Origin of the sequence: Psychrobacter sp. 1Y1 (assembly GCF_051847395.2) — a bacterium.
Lineage (GTDB): Bacteria > Pseudomonadota > Gammaproteobacteria > Pseudomonadales > Moraxellaceae > Psychrobacter.
Window position 1 is genome coordinate 2,146,512 of the sequence record NZ_JBPYDF020000001.1, and the last position, 18,251, is coordinate 2,164,762.

The 18,251-nt window shown below is 46.4% G+C and carries 24 protein-coding genes; 17 read left to right on the forward strand and 7 right to left on the reverse strand.

Going from position 1 to position 18,251, the window contains the following annotated elements; all coding sequences use genetic code 11:
• Nucleotides 1-300: 300 nt before the first annotated feature.
• The 6 genes from ACS8FA_RS22845 to ACS8FA_RS22870 all read right to left on the reverse strand — a co-directional run bounded on the left by ACS8FA_RS22845 (nucleotide 301) and on the right by ACS8FA_RS22870 (nucleotide 5,504).
• Nucleotides 301-747 carry a hypothetical protein gene (locus tag ACS8FA_RS22845; RefSeq protein WP_439265935.1) on the reverse strand — a complete coding sequence of 149 codons (447 nt, stop codon included), beginning with the start codon at nucleotides 745-747 and terminating at the stop codon, nucleotides 301-303.
• A gap of 154 nt (nucleotides 748-901) precedes the next feature.
• Entirely contained in the window at nucleotides 902-1,489 is a 588-nt protein-coding gene (locus ACS8FA_RS22850) for a deoxynucleotide monophosphate kinase family protein (protein ID WP_439265938.1), read from the reverse strand.
• A gap of 406 nt (nucleotides 1,490-1,895) precedes the next feature.
• The gene (locus ACS8FA_RS22855; protein ID WP_439265940.1) at nucleotides 1,896-4,448 is read right to left on the reverse strand and encodes a phage/plasmid primase, P4 family; all 2,553 of its coding nucleotides are present in this window, start codon (nucleotides 4,446-4,448) and stop codon (nucleotides 1,896-1,898) included.
• Between the two features lie 43 nt (nucleotides 4,449-4,491).
• Nucleotides 4,492-4,632, reverse strand: a complete 141-nt coding sequence (locus tag ACS8FA_RS22860) for a hypothetical protein (RefSeq protein ID WP_439265942.1) — start codon at nucleotides 4,630-4,632, stop codon at nucleotides 4,492-4,494.
• Nucleotides 4,633-4,783: 151 nt separating this feature from the next.
• Nucleotides 4,784-5,248 (reverse strand): phage regulatory CII family protein, encoded by a 465-nt coding sequence (locus ACS8FA_RS22865; protein ID WP_427608053.1) that lies wholly within the window; start codon nucleotides 5,246-5,248, stop codon nucleotides 4,784-4,786.
• 70 nt (nucleotides 5,249-5,318) lie between these two features.
• Nucleotides 5,319-5,504, reverse strand: coding sequence for a Cro/CI family transcriptional regulator (locus ACS8FA_RS22870; RefSeq protein WP_439265944.1), 186 nt, complete (start codon nucleotides 5,502-5,504; stop codon nucleotides 5,319-5,321).
• A 107-nt stretch (nucleotides 5,505-5,611) separates the two neighbouring features.
• On the opposite strand from ACS8FA_RS22870, the gene ACS8FA_RS22875 reads away from it, so the two are divergent.
• From ACS8FA_RS22875 to ACS8FA_RS22955, 17 genes are all read left to right on the forward strand, one after another.
• Entirely contained in the window at nucleotides 5,612-6,256 is a 645-nt protein-coding gene (locus ACS8FA_RS22875) for a LexA family protein (protein WP_439265946.1), read from the forward strand.
• A 523-nt stretch (nucleotides 6,257-6,779) separates the two neighbouring features.
• Nucleotides 6,780-7,022: a hypothetical protein gene (locus ACS8FA_RS22880; RefSeq protein WP_439265947.1), complete on the forward strand. Its 243-nt coding sequence runs from the start codon at nucleotides 6,780-6,782 to the stop codon at nucleotides 7,020-7,022.
• Nucleotides 7,023-7,024: 2 nt separating this feature from the next.
• Nucleotides 7,025-7,429 carry a hypothetical protein gene (locus ACS8FA_RS22885; protein ID WP_439265949.1) on the forward strand — a complete coding sequence of 135 codons (405 nt, stop codon included), beginning with the start codon at nucleotides 7,025-7,027 and terminating at the stop codon, nucleotides 7,427-7,429.
• Nucleotides 7,430-7,443: 14 nt separating this feature from the next.
• Nucleotides 7,444-7,923: a hypothetical protein gene (locus ACS8FA_RS22890; protein ID WP_439265951.1), complete on the forward strand. Its 480-nt coding sequence runs from the start codon at nucleotides 7,444-7,446 to the stop codon at nucleotides 7,921-7,923.
• A gap of 10 nt (nucleotides 7,924-7,933) precedes the next feature.
• Entirely contained in the window at nucleotides 7,934-9,196 is a 1,263-nt protein-coding gene (locus ACS8FA_RS22895; protein ID WP_439265953.1) for a DUF2800 domain-containing protein, read from the forward strand.
• Nucleotides 9,197-9,207: 11 nt separating this feature from the next.
• Nucleotides 9,208-9,747, forward strand: coding sequence for an ssDNA-binding protein (locus tag ACS8FA_RS22900; RefSeq protein WP_439265954.1), 540 nt, complete (start codon nucleotides 9,208-9,210; stop codon nucleotides 9,745-9,747).
• A 133-nt stretch (nucleotides 9,748-9,880) separates the two neighbouring features.
• Entirely contained in the window at nucleotides 9,881-10,498 is a 618-nt protein-coding gene (locus ACS8FA_RS22905; RefSeq protein WP_439265956.1) for a hypothetical protein, read from the forward strand.
• Nucleotides 10,495-12,546 carry a DNA polymerase gene (locus ACS8FA_RS22910; RefSeq protein ID WP_439265957.1) on the forward strand — a complete coding sequence of 684 codons (2,052 nt, stop codon included), beginning with the start codon at nucleotides 10,495-10,497 and terminating at the stop codon, nucleotides 12,544-12,546. Before ACS8FA_RS22905 ends, ACS8FA_RS22910 begins: the two co-directional genes overlap by 4 nt.
• A gap of 2 nt (nucleotides 12,547-12,548) precedes the next feature.
• Complete coding sequence (locus ACS8FA_RS22915; protein ID WP_439265959.1) at nucleotides 12,549-12,749, forward strand: hypothetical protein; 201 nt, start codon at nucleotides 12,549-12,551, stop codon at nucleotides 12,747-12,749.
• The gene (locus tag ACS8FA_RS22920; RefSeq protein ID WP_439265960.1) at nucleotides 12,746-13,039 is read left to right on the forward strand and encodes a PDDEXK family nuclease; all 294 of its coding nucleotides are present in this window, start codon (nucleotides 12,746-12,748) and stop codon (nucleotides 13,037-13,039) included. The genes ACS8FA_RS22915 and ACS8FA_RS22920 overlap by 4 nt, the downstream gene beginning before the upstream one ends.
• Complete coding sequence (locus ACS8FA_RS22925; protein ID WP_439265962.1) at nucleotides 13,023-13,505, forward strand: HNH endonuclease signature motif containing protein; 483 nt, start codon at nucleotides 13,023-13,025, stop codon at nucleotides 13,503-13,505. The genes ACS8FA_RS22920 and ACS8FA_RS22925 overlap by 17 nt, the downstream gene beginning before the upstream one ends.
• Nucleotides 13,480-14,856, forward strand: coding sequence for an SNF2-related protein (locus tag ACS8FA_RS22930; RefSeq protein WP_439265964.1), 1,377 nt, complete (start codon nucleotides 13,480-13,482; stop codon nucleotides 14,854-14,856). Before ACS8FA_RS22925 ends, ACS8FA_RS22930 begins: the two co-directional genes overlap by 26 nt.
• Nucleotides 14,857-14,858: 2 nt before the next feature.
• Nucleotides 14,859-15,116, forward strand: coding sequence for a hypothetical protein (locus ACS8FA_RS22935; protein ID WP_439265966.1), 258 nt, complete (start codon nucleotides 14,859-14,861; stop codon nucleotides 15,114-15,116).
• On the forward strand, nucleotides 15,109-15,828 hold the full coding sequence (locus ACS8FA_RS22940) for an HNH endonuclease (protein ID WP_439265968.1): 720 nt from the start codon (nucleotides 15,109-15,111) through the stop codon (nucleotides 15,826-15,828). Before ACS8FA_RS22935 ends, ACS8FA_RS22940 begins: the two co-directional genes overlap by 8 nt.
• The gene (locus ACS8FA_RS22945; RefSeq protein ID WP_427608081.1) at nucleotides 15,815-16,225 is read left to right on the forward strand and encodes a hypothetical protein; all 411 of its coding nucleotides are present in this window, start codon (nucleotides 15,815-15,817) and stop codon (nucleotides 16,223-16,225) included. Before ACS8FA_RS22940 ends, ACS8FA_RS22945 begins: the two co-directional genes overlap by 14 nt.
• Nucleotides 16,226-16,236: 11 nt before the next feature.
• Nucleotides 16,237-16,437, forward strand: a complete 201-nt coding sequence (locus ACS8FA_RS22950) for a hypothetical protein (RefSeq protein ID WP_439265969.1) — start codon at nucleotides 16,237-16,239, stop codon at nucleotides 16,435-16,437.
• Complete coding sequence (locus ACS8FA_RS22955) at nucleotides 16,424-16,723, forward strand: hypothetical protein (RefSeq protein WP_420229077.1); 300 nt, start codon at nucleotides 16,424-16,426, stop codon at nucleotides 16,721-16,723. Before ACS8FA_RS22950 ends, ACS8FA_RS22955 begins: the two co-directional genes overlap by 14 nt.
• Here the strand turns inward: ACS8FA_RS22955 and ACS8FA_RS22960 are convergent.
• Nucleotides 16,720-17,970 (reverse strand): tyrosine-type recombinase/integrase, encoded by a 1,251-nt coding sequence (locus ACS8FA_RS22960; protein ID WP_439265972.1) that lies wholly within the window; start codon nucleotides 17,968-17,970, stop codon nucleotides 16,720-16,722. The genes ACS8FA_RS22955 and ACS8FA_RS22960 overlap by 4 nt on opposite strands.
• Nucleotides 17,971-18,251 lie beyond the last annotated feature (281 nt).

Genomic DNA, 18,251 nt, shown 5'->3' on the forward strand with positions numbered 1-18,251 from the left:
GTGGCTATCTAGTTGCTTCAATCAGATCAACGTAATATTGTGCATCACGATACCTGCAATTAGCGCGGTCTCTTAGCTTAGTCAGCCAGTACAGCTTTGCAATAGCATTGTCTGTATCATCCCATCGATGATAAAGCTGCTTGTTTGTTAGCTCGTAGTTCATAGCCGTCCATCGCTAAATTATAGGCATAAAAAAAGCCCCATCATTTAAGATAGGGCTTGAATAGGTTTTGTATTTACCACCTTCCGCTGCGGATGCATACAATATAACACCTTTATACTATAGGTCTGGGTCAGAAGTCAAACTATTTCTTCTGTTAATAGCTGCTCAACTTCTGATTCAGCTCTGTCAACTAACGTCTTGCAGTGCTTGTGGCACATCTTCATACCTGCTTTAATGCCGCCGCGTCTATACTCAGGCATTGATTTAGTGAGCTTCTGCGCCAGTCGTTGGTAGCTATAGCCGTATCGGTATTTGAGCTTGATCAGTCGATAACTAAAAGCATCATGCGTTTTGAGATAGGACATCGCGTGTTCAATATCTAACATATCATCGTCACAACCGATATCAACGCCGCCGCCATCGCTTGGCAGTATGAAGCTCCACGCTGATTTATAACCTAACGGACTGCAGCTACCGACGCTACCGCCGCTACCGCCGCCTACTGTTGATGCTGCGATATTGCCGCGGCCTACCCAGCGCCCCCACATTGTAAGTTTAGCCTTGATGCCTAGTTCATCAATCATTCGCCTTGCTCCTCAAAGTCCTGCAAAAATATCATTGGGTGTTTGCTGCCAATGTCGCCCTGGGCGTTTTGATAGGTGACGTACGTCTTAGCGACTCGCAAGATGAGTACCGGCTCGCCGCTTTCTTTGTTTATCCATGTTTTGTCTTTTGTGATCATTGGTCGGCCTCGCGGTCTAAATCTATCGAGTCAAGCTTTGCATAAAACTCAGACAGCGTACTGTTGTTAGTGATCACAATATCGCCAGGCTTTACCGCTAATGTCTGCTCTGATACATGTCCACCGTCGATGCCGCCGCGTCCTTTGATGTGGATCAGAAAACCATGCTTACGTATTAAGTCCGCTTCGTTATCAAAACGTACGTCTGGAACAATCAAGCATCGTCCCGCATTCATTGACTCGAAAACCGTTAGCCAAAAATCGTCAGCTATGAGATTACGACCCCATTCCGTGCCAAGCGTTTGCAGCATGTGACGTGTAGAGACACCGTATTGATTGGCGGGTAGGTCTTTAGCCTCATCGCTAGTATCGACGTCGATTGCGTTAAGCATGGCTTTCATTGGATCCGCGAACGAAGCGCTATACCAATCAGCGCCTAGTTTTTTTAGCAGATATTTTGCGGCTGTGTCTTTACCGCTACGAGCTTTACCCGCTATGCCGATTAATCTCATCTTATTCACTGGTAGCTCCCCGAAAGTCTGTAGTTCAATCCCATCGTCAAACGTGCAATCAACATCACTCATAACCCAATCCTCGATAAACATTTATAAACTTCGATATACTTTTTTATACTCTAAACCGGCGTCCCTTCTAGGCAGGGATTCAGCTCCGGCGCCTTTAAAACTAATAACAAACTTTTGTCTATCTATATTTTCCCTTTATTCTTTTTTTTAACTTAGAAAAAGAATAAATAAGGGGGTAAAAATAGAGTTGGGACGATAAGGACGATAAAAGGGCATATAACAAAGACTTGTCTATATAAGAGAGGTTTTTCAAAATGGGGTACTTATCGTCCTTATCGTCCCAAATATCTTAAAAACCTAACTTTTACCCTTAATTAAAATAAAATGTTAAAAACTATCGCCCCTACCGTCCCAAATATAGAAGCCAATCCGCAAAGATTGCGGGTTAACGACGTACCCGCAAGTATTACGCCATGCCGTCCTCTACATTCTCAAAGTCATCTTTGACGGATATACCCAAAATACCGCGTCCGCGAATACCATCAGAGTTCTTGACTCTTTTCACGTATGTTCGCGCTTCCAGTTTTTTGTTCAGTGTTCTAGCATTACTGATATATCTCAGCTCACCGCGCACCTCAGCAAACTGTTTCCAACTGGCCCACAGCGCCGCGTTAGTAGCGACCTTATCCCGACCAATCTCACAGCATTCTTCTATCCACTCAGCGAGTAGGTCCATATCGCTTTTATACTCGTCACGCGCTTCCTCAACGATGGCTGGCGGGTTCAGCCCTATCTCTAAATAAGCCATCGCACCGCGTACGAGCCATGCCAGGATGCCTTCATACTCAGCCTTGAGCTTTTCGCTACGGTCGTTGTCTTTGACGATATCGGGATCGGTACTGAAGTTACGGGTAAAGGGTACGAGCATGATGCGGCGCCAGATGCCGAAGTCGTCACCTTTAATGATTGGTTTGTGGTTGGTGGGTAGGATGACTGTCCATGTGGGCGTGAACTGTACGAAGGTGCGTGAGTATGCCGCGCGCGCTGCCATGGCCTCACCGCCAGTCATCGATTTGATCAACCCTTCTTTTAATTCGCGGTCTTCATCAGGCTCAGTCACATAAACAAAGCGACTACCGCGAAGGCGTAGGATATCGTCACGCGGACCACCAGCATTAGCGCCGCCACTACCTAAGAACGTCTCATTGGATGCGGTAATAGCATGCGCACCCATCGCGTCACGGATAGCGCCTAAGACAGTCGACTTACCATTACTACCGGTGCCGTACGGTATGACGATGATGTCTTCTTTAGGATCCGCAAGTAGCGTGTAACCCATCAGACGTTGGAAGAACTCGACCAGCTCAGTATCTCCGTAAAAACACTCACTAACGGTTTGCTCAAACAGTGGGCATTTAGCATCAGGCTTATATTTGGTGTGACTGGCAATCGTGATACGGTCCAGTCTGTCCGACGGTATTAGATCACCCGTGGTCAAATCGATAGCACCGTTGGCCACACCAAACAGCATTTTGTTAGCGTCTAAGTCACCAGTATTTACTAAGATGCTTTTTTCAGTACGGATGATTTTTACCATGGCAGTCATCATGGCGACTTTTAGACTGTTCTTAACAAAGTCGTATTGATCACTGGCCAAGATACCCTGCTCAGCGCCATCAGCGATAAGCTGCATGAGCGTATCTTTAGATAACTGCTCAAGCTCAGCCTGTGCCGATACGCGCCAGTAACTCCCTGTCCAGCGATACCAGGTCTCGGTATCCGCAGCAAACATAATGTTGTCGCCGAACAACTCAAGCATACGGCGTGCGTTACCGAACTCGGTATATTGCATCTGACGTTCTAAGTTCTCAGCGCTGGTATCACGCCCAAGCCCTAAAAGCGTATTGATGTTGGCATCTGAGATAGACTGCTTCATCATGGCTTTGTATTTTGTCTTAGCGGTTGCGCGTACTTCATTGCAAGTGATAACTTCGTTTTTATCAAGCTCACGGCCAATAGCGCGTAACGTCTCTTCAAACTCAAAGCCATCGCTACACTCTTCGATACGGTCTTTGTAGTCTTGAATAGCGTCACGCTTCTGTGCACGTTTTTGCTGCGTGTTGGCGTCATTACCCCACTTGAGCAATGTGCGAATAGTGATACCGCCACCATCGTGACCAAAGCCTGACCAGCGTTTTTCTAGGTCTTCATCACTTGAGTAGTTATCCGCTTTTTGCGACCAGTCATCCCAAACGTTAAACGCATCATCGCTACCGTCGTACTCATGATGTAACGCCATGCCGACTTGGAGCCAACGGTCGTAGTCTGCAGCGTCAAGGTTATTGAGTAGCTTTGCCGCTTCTTTTAGCGTCACGCCTACTTTGGCACCGGCAGTGAAGTCTTCAGGATCAGCTTTACCGCTATTGATAGTCTTAGCAGATGAGCCGCTACAAACTTGCATACCGGCATCTAACGCCATCTGCTCAAAGACTTCTAGCACTTGCGTTATTTCATCAGCAGTGACTATTGGTAGCTCAGACGCTGGCGTGTATTCCAGACCGCCAAGCATATCGGTCCACTCGTACGGCTCCTTAGTATCTGGGTGAATGTGATAAGCGACGAACTGCTGCCCTTTCCCCAGTATCTCGACACGCTGCTTTATGTCGCTGCTATCGGTAAACCAACGGCTTGCCGCTTTAGACCAGCCGCTATCACTGGCACGGTATACAAGCATCGTCTTTGGCGCTTGTCCGACACGCTCAACGGTCATACCTAAATTGTCATGACACCACTGCGCTAATGCCGACGCCAGTTCAGGGTTCAGCACATCGATGTCTATGGCGCACACTGGATACTCACCAATGCCGCACTTCACCCCGATACCCGCATCGATATCGTCAGCGGTAAAGGTTTTCTTTTGCCACTCTTTGATCATTGGCCCCTTTTGGCCTTTATTAATAGGTACGATGCTATACGCGCCGTCACACAGTCTTTTTGCTTGCATATTGTGGTCACTCATGGTTTACTTATCCTTAGTTGTGTTAAAAGAGAAATGAACCCCATCAATTCGCCGTTGACTGGGGTTTTTCTTCGTCTTGAGTTTTACCATCCCACCCTTCTCGCTGCTCTTGCACCATTCGAGCATGACGATCTGCTTCGTCATTGGCGGCTTCATCAAACAAGATTGCGTTGTTCAAGCACATGCCATACTCCTAACTGTTGATAATGTTTGTTCCAATTCGCCTTGAGTGTTGAGATTGTTGCATCGGTAAATACCAAAGCTGGGATTGGTCTAATTGATTGGTGACAGCATTTGCCATTAAGAGCGTTTGGGCAGTCGTCGCAGTTCATAATTTACTGTCCTTGTAAATGTGGATTATCTTTCGCGTGTTTGCGCTTAACGTGATTATTAAGGGACTGCAGTGCTGACATAGCGGTCTGTATCTTGTTCGATAGAACGTCCAACTCGCTGCAGCTTATGCGGCCGTCTTCTAATGCCTTGTGCATCTCAGCCATCACATCACCTTGACAAGCCGATGCTGACAACGCGGTCATGATCAGCTCATCCTTTGTCGCTTCACCATTCACTTCACAAAACACACCACCAAGACGATGAGCCATCGCTTGGATGATGCTGTGGTCATTAGTAAATTCCATAATGGTCAACGCTTCATCCAAACGTAGGTGGTGCGTATCGCAATTGGGGTTTACTTTGCTGTTGAGCACATTGTTTGACATACCCATACGAGCTGCAATAACAGGAGAACCACCGTGTTTTTCGTTGTGTACCGTCTTGTGTGCTGCGTCTATTACTTGCATTTGCGTGTCCTGTCTATCTATAAAAACGTTTTGTGTAAGGCATTATTGCCGTAATGTTAATTACAAGGTGTTAGGCTGGTTCGGCTTCTTTTCTCTGAGCATTACGCTCTTTGATAATATCTTTAATCTGATATTCGCGTAGTTCAGGAATTTGCTCATCATCCCATTGCGAAATAGCAGGGTGTTTAATACCTAACATTCGGGCTAGCTCATTCACTGAACCGCCAGCCACTTCAAGAGCTTCCGATTTAGTCATGTTGGTTACCTTAATATATTTAAAAAGTAAGTTAAGTTACCTATTAAAGCACAGAAAACTTACCTTATCAAGTGGTAAGATAACTTACCAATACGGAAGGAGGTGTTATGAATACTTTAGGTCAGCGAATACTGAAATTAAGAAAAGATAAAAAGCTCGCACGCGATACGCTTGGCACAAAAATAGGCGTTTCAAAAACTTCAATAAAAAACTGGGAAGATGATGAAAACCCTCCAAAATTTGAACACCTTCAAGCGATAGCTGACTATTTCGATTGCAGTATTGAGTACTTAACACACGGCGCAGGTGACGGTGATAATTTCAAAAAAATACAAGACAAACCCGTTAGACGCGCACCTGTCTTAAACTTTGTCCAAGCTGGCGCTTTTTGTGAATATCACGACGATGCGATATCTGATGAATCAGAACCCGTTATTGGTGACTGTGGCCCAAACGTATATTGGATAAAATTAGAAGGTAACAGTATGGAGCCTGATTTTGAATCAGGGGAGCTAGTTCTTATAGATCCAGATATGCAGCCTAATCCTGCTGACTATGTTGTCGCGCTACGTAAGGGTGAGAAGGCAGTAACTTTCAAGAAGTGGCGCCCGCGGGGCTTTGACGAAGCAACTGGCGAAGAGTATTCACAATTAATTCCCTCTAACCCAGATTTTCCTATCATTGATAGCCGGTTCATTCCTTTTTCAATCTGCGGCGTGGCAGTCCAGCGCAATCAAGTATTGAGGAAATAATGAAACCTTACGAATATTATTGGATATGTCACTTTATAAAAAATTCTAAACAAGTAAACAATCTACCCTTTGGTTGGTGTGTCTATCGCGAACCGGTAGATTTTTACGATTAAATAGAAAAATAATTCATACCTACAAGCCCCGTCATTGATGGGGTTTTTTGTTACCTATCGAAAATTAGGTAACTTTTCTTACTTTCTTTCTTGACACTAAAGGTAAGTTAAGTTACCTTATACACATCGAAAGGGCGAACGCCTTGTGAGAAATCACTAAAACTATTTAACGCATGAGTTTGAAAACTGTTAGTAAAACGCAGTGTGAAGCCCTAGCTGAGAGAATACGAAGTGGACGCGCCACGCCGCCATGGATTCGACCTTGAGATATCAGCCTTGTGTTTTATTGACTTTAGTTATCTGTGTAAGCGCCTTTGAGACGTATATGTGGATAGCACAGATTTAGTTATTTACATACATGCGATTGGTACGCCAGTCGTATGCAGTAAGCAACTAACAAGGACCGAGTTATGGAACGCTCAATAATCGTATTGCTTATAGCAATCATCATAGCGCCTTTAACAGTGCTACTGCCAAGGGCTTGTGCCACACAAGCCGCTAATGACCAAGCTGCTATCGAGATTCACAAAGATAGCATCCGTGACACTTATATAAGCCCCGCTGATCAAGTCTACATAGATTTTGCCAGTGATGATTTTAAGAAAGCCAATGAGCACGCAAACGAGTTTTTACGTGCTAACAGAGAGGACTAGACATGGCATACACCTTGAACCAACTAAAAGCGCTAGACGCCCGCGAACTGCTTACTCTCGCTGAGCATGACGTTTGCGAGTTCAGCACGTCCGATACGGAACGCGCTTTGATTTACCAGTTTAATGAGATGTTTGATTTAAACGATGAGCTACTTTGCCCAAACGATGTAGAAGACGTTTTGAACGAAGTCAGCGCCCAGCTACCCGAAGACGATTTCTTAGGACACGCCATAGATATCGCGAACGACATCGCCAAAGGCAACATGCTTAAAGGGGATATGAAAGCGGAAGGCCTAAGATTATCAAACCTGCTACAAGCCATCCAAGATGAGCAGCAAAGCGCTACCGAATACGCCTGTCATGAAATTTTGAAGTTAACCCAACCAACGGCTGCAAGCATAGCCTAATAAGGATAAACATTATGAGTATTGAAAGCGGAATTACCAAAATAGCTGAAGCGCTTGGCGCATTGGCACAATCCGGCAACGCTATCGCAGAAAGCATCAACCGCTACTGCGACATGGCCCAAGCCGAAGCGGTCAGCACTGGCGACGATGTTGAGCTGAACGAAGTGATCAACAAAGCGGTTGCCGAGTTTGAAGCTGAACACGATGCGCATAAGGCAAAAGCGGAGCAAAGCGACTCGCAAGTCGCTGAAGTTAAAGAGGACACCCCTGAAGAAGCTGCCACTGAAGAAGTCGAACCGGTAGTTAATGGCTCGGAACCTGAAAGCGATGAACCCGTCACCTTTGAAGAAGCCAAAACGGTTGTCATCGATGCGGTAGCCGTCAAGGGTAAACCCGCAGTCGCTGCCATATTCAAGCAGCTAGGCGCTAAGAACTTACCAGGACTTGAGCCAAGTCAATATAACGAGCTTGTCGCACTGTGCAAAGCGGCATAAGGAGTGAACCATGGCACACGCCAAACTAAGCCCATCATCGAGTGGACGGTGGCTCACCTGCCCCGCTTCACCCTTGATGGAGGACGGTAAACCGGACAGCGCCAGTATTTATGCTGCTGAAGGAACCGCCGCGCACTATTTAGCCGAACAAAGCTTGTCGTTCGGACATACAACGCCTGCCGAGCGCGTAGGTGAAACCATTCTAGTCTTTGATAACGGTGATTGTTGTTTTGAGCAAGATCGCAAAGATTGGATGCCTAAAGATGTATTCGCCAAGTTTGAAATCACGCAAGACATGGCGGCGTATGTACAAGTCTATATCGACCTAGTGGACGATTTAGTAGCTAGCACCCAAGGCGATTTGTTTGTAGAAGAACGCCTCAGCCTCACGCCGCTCACTGGCGAGGAAGGCGCAGGTGGTACGGCAGACGCGGTAATTCTCACCGATGATGAAATTATCATTGTCGATTTGAAGTACGGACAAGGCTTAAAGGTAGACGCTGAGAATAATACCCAGCTCATGATCTATGGCCTTGCAGCAATGGAAGAGTACAGCCTGATTGGTGACTTCAAGCAAGTGCGATTAATCATCAGCCAACCTCGTTTACACCATGTCAGCGAGTGGACAGCCGATATCGACACGCTTAATGCTTTTGCCAAGCGCGTGACCAATACGGCAAAACTTATCAATAGTTTAGACGTTAGCAGCGACTTAACCGAGCTATTCGCGCCAAGTACCAGCGCTTGCCGCTACTGCAAAGCCAATACGGAATGCAAGGCGCTTGCCGAGCACAACATCAAGTTAGTTAGTGATGATTTCGAGACTTTAGATGGCGCCTACACCGTAAGCGACGCGAAGTACGACAGCGACACGCTCGCCAAGGTTTACGGGCAAATCGACTTGCTCAAAGACTGGATAAAAGCCGTTGAGCAAGGCACGTACGCCAAGCTCATAAACGGTGAAAGCGTTGGGGATTTGAAACTGGTGGAAGGACGTGGCGGCGCCCGTAAATGGTCGGACGCAAACGAGGCTGAAACCACGCTCAAATCGATGCGCTTAAAAGTCGATGAAATGTACGACAAGAAAATCATTAGCCCCACTACTGCTGAAAAACTCGCTAAAGCGGGAACATTAGGCGATACGCAGTGGGACAAACTACAAGCCATTATTGTAAGACCTGAAGGCAAACCAAGTATTGCCGCAGGTAACGACCCAAGACCCGCCCTCTCTTTTAACACTGTCGAAGACTTCGACGATATAACCAACGTATAGGACTAAATAAAATGTCAAAAGTAATCTTACAAAACGTACGCATCGCCTTCCCTAACATCTTCCGCCCATCTGAGCAGTTCGATAACTTCGGTGCGCAGTTGATCATCGAGAAAGGCAGCGAAAACGAAAAGAAAATTAACGCCGCTATCGCAGAAGCCGCGACCGCCAAATGGACCGCTAAGGCTGAAAGCACCATCAAACAGCTAAAAGCGGGTAACAAAATCTGCTTTATCGATGGCGACTCTAAAGCTGAGTACGAAGGTTTTGAAGGCAACATGGCGCTATCTGCTACCAACCGTCAACGTCCTACCGTAGTCGGTAAAGACCGTAGCCCATTAACTGAAGCTGACGGCATTGTCTATGCAGGTTGCTACGTCAACGCCGTAGTCGATATCTGGCCGCAAGACAACCAATGGGGCAAACGTATCAACGCCAGTCTCAAAGGTATTCAGTTCTTTGCCGATGGCGACTCATTCACTGGCGGCGGCGTAGCATCTACCGACGACTTTGACGATATCAGCGAAGGCGCAGACGCTGAAGACTTCGTATAAGCGCATAGACAATTAAGTCTTAAAAAATCGATTAACTGCCGTAAGCAGTTTTATTTAGTGAGCCAATTGGGTGTTACCCATCACACAGTCGACCAGTTGGCTCAACTAAATAAACCCGAAAAGGAGTAATACCGTGGCACATTTCAGCTTATCCCGAAAGGCTAGAAAAGCGAATAAAAAAGCCGCCTACAATATGGCGGTCAAACTTAAAAAAGGCGAATCACTAAATAATAACGAGCTTGACAGCTTGCTTTTGTACTTCGCTCCGAGCTTACCGAAAAAAGCGACAAGCGCACTGCATTGGGTCGCCAAAGCCGCTGCGGTAAACGAGGAACGTAAGTATCTAAATTATGTACGTGTGCAAAACGGTACGGCATACGCCTCGGACGGTGGGCGAATACATATCGCTAAAAGCGACTTGCCGGAAGGCTGGTACTGTCCGCTAACCCTTGCGAGCGTAACGCCTGACCTACACGCACCTGATTATTTACGAGTAACAAAGCGTATGGCAAACGCGGTAACAACACAGGCAACGCTTGGCGAATTAACCAAAGGCATAGACGGTAAAAACCCATACCTCTTTCATACGGGATTAGATACCGCTGTGAATGAAAACTATCTTGTCGATGCACTGAACAGCCAGGACGCCAACGCTGCTTTTGAGTATGAAGAATACAACGCCAGTTACCGGCTTCACGGATCACATGAGTTCGGCGATTTTATCGTAATGCCTATGCGAGTAAAACCATGAATACGCTATTTTTAGATTTAGAAACCTTCAGCGAAACGCCTATCAAGCACGGCACCTATAAATACGCCGCTGACGCCGAGATTATGCTTTTCGCTTACGCTTGGAACGATGAACCGGCTAAAGTATTTGATTTAACGGGCACCGCCGATTACCGCATGGCTATCGAAGATTTATTAGCAGACGCCGACGTTATCATCGCTCATAACTCAATGTTTGACCGAAACGTGTTAAAAGCTAACGGCTTCAATGCGGATCTGAGCAAATGGCGCGATACGATGATTAAAGCGTACAGCCACAGCTTAGTCGGTAGCCTTGATAATCTTTGTACCATCCTAGGGGTTGACGCTGACCAAGCCAAAGACAAAGACGGTAAAAAGCTCATTCAATTATTCTGCAAGCCGTTAGGTAAAAACAGAACGCTCGAACGCGCGACCAAAGACACACACCCTGAAGAATGGGCGAAGTTTGTCGAATACGCGCGCTTAGATGTTGAAGCTATGCGAGCAGTCGATAAAGCCATGCCCGATTGGAATATGGCAAGCGAGATACCGCACTGGCATCTTGACCAGATTATCAATGATAGAGGTTTTAAAGTAGACACCGAACTGGTAGACGCTGCGCTCATAGCAATCGATATCGAAAAAGAACGCTTAGCGAATGAAGCGCAGCTAATGACAGACGGTGCCGTTGAATCAGCAACACAACGCGCAGCGCTACTCGAATTTATCTTGAGCGAATACGGTATCGATTTACCGGATATGCAAAAGTCTACGCTTGAGCGCCGTATCAATGATCCGGACTTACCAAGCGCAGTCAAAGACCTTCTCAATAACCGACTGCAAGCAAGTACGACCAGTACCAGTAAATACCAAGCGCTCGCGCGTTCTACCAACAGCGATGGGCGACTTCGTGGCACATTGCAATTTGCCGGAGCCGCACGCACTGGACGCTGGGCAGGTCGCACATTCCAACCACAAAACCTGCCACGCCCAACCATGCACGATGATGCTATCAACGCCGGTATCGAAGCGCTCAAAGCAGACTGCGCCGAGTTTATCACCGATAACATCATGGAGCTGACAAGCTCAGCGCTACGCGGCTGCATCATAGCGCCCAAAGGCAAAAAGCTAGTCGTCAGTGACTTATCGAACATTGAAGGACGCGCTCAAGCATGGCTTGCCGGTGAAACGTGGAAGCTAAAAGCCTTTGCTGATTTTGACAAAGGACAAGGCTACGACCTTTATAAACTGGCTTACGCTAAATCGTTTGGCGTATCGCCTAAAGCGGTCACTAAAGACCAACGGCAAATCGGTAAGGTGCAGGAATTGGCACTGGGTTACGGCGGCGGCGTAGGTGCTTTTACTACGTTCGCAATCGCTTACGGTATTGACCTTGACCAACTCGCAGACGACGCTTGGGACACACTACCGCCGCACGATGTTGAAGCGTCACGCTCATGGCTCGCCGTCCGTAAAAAGGACAAAGAATACGAGCACACCATGAGCGACAAAGCTTTTATTACGTGTGACACGCTCAAACGCATGTGGCGAAATGCCCACAGTAATATCAATCAGCTTTGGTATGACTTGGAGAACGCTTGCCGCAATGCGATTAACGCTGAAGGCCAAACGTTCAGAGCGGGTAAATTGGCCATACGTCGTGACGGTACTTGGTTACGTATCAGACTGCCAAGCGGTCGCTATCTATGTTACCCAAATATCCGCATCAAAGACGACACCATTCAATACCAAGGCATGAACCAGTATACCCGCAAATGGCAGTATCTCAGCACTTACAGCGGTAAGCTCTTTGAGAATATCTGCCAAGCCATGAGCCGCGACATCTTAGCGCACAACATGCACACCATCGACAAAGCCGGTTATAAGATTGTTTTAACCGTCCACGATGAAGTGATATGCGAAGCGCCTGATACTGACGACTTTAACCATGAACACCTAAGCGAACTGCTAGCGGCTAACCCGCCATGGGCCAAAGACATGCCACTTGCCGCAGGTGGCTTTGAAGACTACCGATATAAAAAGGATTAATTATGGCTCAAATTATTAACGGTGACGAAAATCACATCGGACTTATCCAGCAATTACCTTGTGGACGTATTCGCCAAATCGGTACGACTCCAGAGCAGCAGATGATGTTGCAAATGGTACTGACTTCATTCTCACAAGATAAGCCGATGGTCATACTGCCCGAGTCTTATGACCTGGTATTGAAAAGCGAGGTTAATGCGTGATCACTGAAAAGGACATTGAGCAATATCTTGTCAAGCAAGCGCAAAAGGGTACTGATTGGCAGATACGTAAAGCGCAATGGGTAGGACACAACCACTGCCCCGACCGCTTAATCATGACGCCTGATATCACTGTTTGGGTAGAAGTCAAAGCGCCAGGCAAAGAGCCGAGAGCCGGACAAGAACGCGAACATACTCGAATGCGCCGCGCTGGGCAAATTGTTGTCAGCGTCAGCACCAAAGACGAAGTCGACCAACTTATAAGCGAGATAAAAGATGCCAAAAGTAAATAAAGCAAAAGGCATCTGTACCACCGAAGGATGCGACAACGAGATACGTTGTAAGGGAGTTTGCAATAAACATTACCACGTAATGAAAAAGCTAAGACGTATGAAACCTTGCGGCTGTGGTTGCGGCGAACTTACCGCCCACACTTATAAACACGGGCACCATACGCGGCTATTTTCATCTGAAGAACAGTCGCGTCGCGGACAAATGAATACCGGCGATAAGTTGCGCGGCACTGGTAAAGGTCTTTGGTATGTTAAGCGCGACCAGAAGCATGAGCACAGAACCGTAGCTGAAAAGATGATAGGTCGCAAACTCACCTTTGACGACGTAGTACATCACATAAACGGTAATAAGCGCGATAACCGACCAGAAAACTTAGAGGTGATGACGCGCCAAGAGCACATCGCCGAACACCGCGAAGACATGATAAGGGGGCTTAGACGTGCCAAAGGAATTTGTACCACATGATTATCAGCAGATAGCGCTTGACCATATCCTAAGCACCAAGCGTAATGCTCTTTGGGCTTCCATGGGGCTTGGGAAAACCTCGGTATGCTTAACCGCTATCGATAATCTACAACTGGTCGAACCTGAGCCAGTTTTAGTCTTAGCGCCCAAACGAGTAGCAGCGACCACATGGCCAGATGAAGCGGCTAAATGGTCACACCTTCAAGGTTTGGACGTTACGCCGATATTGGGTAGCGCTAACGAGCGCAAAGCTGCACTAAAAACAGATAGCGCCGTTTATACCATGAACTATGAAAACCTACCCTGGCTCATAGAACACTACGGTAAGAAATGGCCTTTTAAAACCATCATTGCCGATGAATCCACGCGCCTAAAGTCTTATCGCTCACGCGGCGGATCTAAACGCGCAAGGGCATTGGCAAAGATATCGCATAGCCACGTTGACCGCTTTATTGAGTTAACAGGTACGCCAAGCCCAAACGGTTTAATCGATTTATGGGGACAGGCTTACTTCTTAGATGGTGGCGAACGCTTAGGCTACTCGTTTACTGCTTTTAAAAGTCGATGGTTTAAGAGTATCCAAGTAGGCGCACAGCGCTTTGCCGTGCGCTTAGAGCCGCACGACTTTGCACAAGAGCAAATCCAAGAACGCTTAAGCGATATCTGCTTAACGCTCGACGCACACGACTACTTTGATATCGCAAAGCCTATCGTCACAGACGTTTACGTTGAGCTACCAAGCAAAGCGCGAACGCTCTACGACAAGATGCAAAAAGAGATGTTTTTTGAGCTTGGCAACGTTGAAGTCGAAGCGATGAACGCCGCGTCTAAAACTATCAAGTGCCTGCAGTTGGCAAACGGCGCGATTTATACCGAAGGCGGCAACTGGCAACCGTTGCACGACGCCAAATTACAAGCGGTCGAATCCATCGTTGAGGAATCTGCGGGTATGCCCGTGCTAGTCGCTTACCACTTCAAAAGTGACTTGGCACGACTGCAAGCCGCTTTTAAGCAAGGTAAAGTTTTGGACAGTGATCCGCAAACGATACGCGATTGGAACGCGGGTAAAATTCCGATACTTTTCGCCCACCCTGCGAGCGCCGGTCACGGGCTAAACCTTCAGGACGGCGGCAATATCCTAGTCGTCTTCGGCCATTGGTGGAACTTAGAAGAGTACCAGCAGATTGTGGAGCGTATCGGACCCACGCGCCAAGCGCAAGCCGGACACAAGCGCCCCGTATTTATTTATCACATCATCGCAAAAGATACCGTCGATGAACTCATTATGGAGCGCCGCGACACCAAGCGTAGCGTTCAAGACATTTTACTTAACGCAATGAAAAGGACTTAATTATGAGTATGTTAGAACAGTTAAACCGCTCACTATCTCTGCAGCTCGCTAACGTTATGGAATCTGACGGCGAAGAGCTAGAGGAAGAAATCAAACGCACTAAAGCGGTAACCGATATTTCAAAGCAGATATTAGACGGTCACCGGATCGTACTTGACGCGACCAAATTCGCCTTCGAGAAAATGCAGCAAGAAGTCGACTTTGACAAATCATTATTAAGCGTTGGGTATGGCGGCTTGGAGGGACCTAAAGATGGCTAAATATCATAGATACACCGATGAGCAGCACGCTTTTATCGTTAAGCATCAAGCAGATATACCGCGCAAGGAATTAGCGGAGCTGTTCAACGCTGAGTTTGGCACTGAAGCTACTACGTCAATGATGAACGCTTACTGCCGTACTAGAAAGCTTAAAAGCAATAGTACGGGACGGTTTGATATCGGCAGGTATAGTCGTAAAGGCGCACATACCTACACCACCGAGCAACGCGCGTTTATCAAGAAGCACCAAGCGTTTAATACTCGCAAAGCATTGGTCAAAATGTTTAATACCCGCTTTGGTACTAACTTATCCAAAAATCAAATCGTTTGGTATTGCCTAGTACATAAATTAAAGCGGTACAACAACGCGAACCCAGGTAGCGAAGTGCCGATTGGCTCAGTGCACAAAGGCGGTAAGCAGCAATTACATATCAAAATCGCTAAAGATGAATGGGTACCGCTACATCGGCACAACTATGAAAAAGAATACGGTCCGCTACCGCAAGACCATACTATTCGATTTTTAGACGGTGATAGTTTTAATTGTGAAGTGTCTAATCTACTAGCCGTACCGCGATCAGCGCAAGGCGCTATTAACGCGACTAAAACATATAAGACTGAAAACACTGAGCTTAACAAAGCGACCATGTTGACCGCAGCATTAAGCACCGTCGTTAAAAGAAATAGTGAGACGCACCATGCCAAAACCTAAAAACCGCGATAAACGCAAGAAGCTAGCACAGCGTAAGCGCAACCAAGCCGTACAGCAGAAGCGCGATGATGGCGAGTTCGTGAAGTCGTTTACTGGTTATATGCAGCTCACATTCAAACGCGAGACAGACGATGAGACTATTCGCAAAAATGTGATCCGATGTGACGACTGGCTAAAGAATAGCTATCAGATATTTAAGAACCCACGCCGTTACCTGGTAGGCGTTAAGCTCTTTAAGTTTGATAAAAGCATTGAACCTGCTGAGCTCGAATGGGCTACAGAAACCGAAATAGCAAAAGAGAACATCGTTGACCTTGCTGCACAGATGGCAGACAAAATGTCGAAAGGACACGACGATGTTGACTTTGATAACTCTTACATACGCATTTATGCGTGAAGGATAATATTGTGATTAGTATACCAAAAGAAGTAAGCGCAGCAATGATGGAAGATGTTTTAGAGATGGGTTACGGTTGGGGCGTACTCTACGGACACGATGAAGATGCTCGGTACGCTAAAGCTGAAGAAATCGTCATTAATATAATTAAACGCTTTGCAGATGAAGCATTGCGGGGTAATAGCGGGGTGACTACCAATGGCAACGATTGAAACTGATATTGACCTTGAAGCGCTAAAGAATTCTGGTAAACGGGGACGTGAGCTCGTTAACTTTGCATTTAAAGAGCTGCAGTATGACGGTGAAAAGCTACTTCACACCGCCATCTATGCAGGTGCACCGCATGTGAATCATATTTATGCTGCCAGCATGCTTGGTTATAGCGCAGCCACATTGCGCAATTGGTCCAGTCAAAGTAATGGGCCTATACAGCCAAAGCGTATCAATGGCACACCTTACTGGCGTATGCGTGACATACGAAACTTGTTAGACCTTTAATCATAAAGATGGCCGGTATAAATACCGGCCTCTTTTAGTATAAATTGCTCAATCCTACCATGCCACATTCTCAATAAATCAATCGGACGGTCAACGTAGTGCTTTTCATCAATTGCACTTGGACGATGGCCCATAACTTGATTGACAATCCCACGCGGTACATCTACCCACTCAGACAGCGTTCTGAATGACTTACGCATAGCTTTAGGCGGCAAGTTCGGCAAGCCACTCTCTACAAGCAAGGTGCGATATTTTTTTGTTATTTCAATATACCCTTCCTGCCTTACCTTACTCCCAAAAACAAAATCATTGATACGCGGCAAAGCTTGGATAGTTTGCTTAGTATAAGGCGTCAGTGGAATGATACGTTCCCACTGATCAACCTTATCGACAATCTTAATCGTATTCCATTCAAAATCTATATCAGACCATTTAAGCTGCAGCATCTCCCCTGGTCGGGATCCGTTCATTAGCATGCAGATTAAAGCAGCTCGCTGAACGCTACCAATCTGGTCAACTACATTAAACCAAGTTTCTAACTGTTGCTTCTGCAGCGAACCTTTGTGAGCACGCACACTCTGTACTGACTTATTGACCTTGCGACTATTGTAAGTCTTATTAGGTATTAGTTCAGCGTACTTGTCTGTGTCTTCTGCCCAATTAGCGCATGCTTTAAACATACGAAAGTTTTTGGCCATGGTAGTAGCGCGTGTTTCGTTCTCTTTACGAATCCACGACTCTACAAAATCAGGCGTAAGCTCAGCAAGTGACACTTCCCATATATTACCAATTGGCTGAGCCATATAAGGCTTGTCTGTCAGATACGGACGCGCTGCTTGATAGTGATCATTAAGATAAGTCTTTGACCATTCAGATTTATGAGTATTGATGTAGTGCGTAAACAGGTCGCCAAACGTCAGCTGCTTGCGTACTTGTTCACGAGCAAAAGCCTTATTTTTGGCCATGTTGTCAGCCTTGGTGCGACTTGGATCAATACCAGATGCTAACTGCTTGCTAACCTCAGATGCTTTATCGATTGCGTCTTGCAAACTCATGACAGGGAATTTACCCAAAGTGATACGCTTGGGTGTGCCGGTACCGCCAACCCTACCTTGATAAATAAATGCTTTACTGCCACCAGGTGAAATACGTAAGCCCAGACCTGTGAATCTCACATCCCAAACGAAGTATTGTTTGTCCTGCGGTTCTAGTTTTTCAATTTTTGCAGTGGTTAACTTGGCTTCCATGTGATTACTAATCTATTTTATAAAAAGTAATCATATAGTAATCACATATAAAGTAAATTGCCATAAACTGAGTGATACTATTTTTAGGTGATGCACTCTAAGTTGCTGATATTGTTTACATAACTATATTGTAAATGATATTGCGGTAAACTGAGTGATACGTTTAGACACGGACTCATAATCCTTTGGTCGTAGGTTCAAGTCCTACTGGGCCCACCACATATTGAATCAGGCTTGTTCGCAGCGATGTGGCAAGCCTTTTTTTATGGGATTTTACGTAA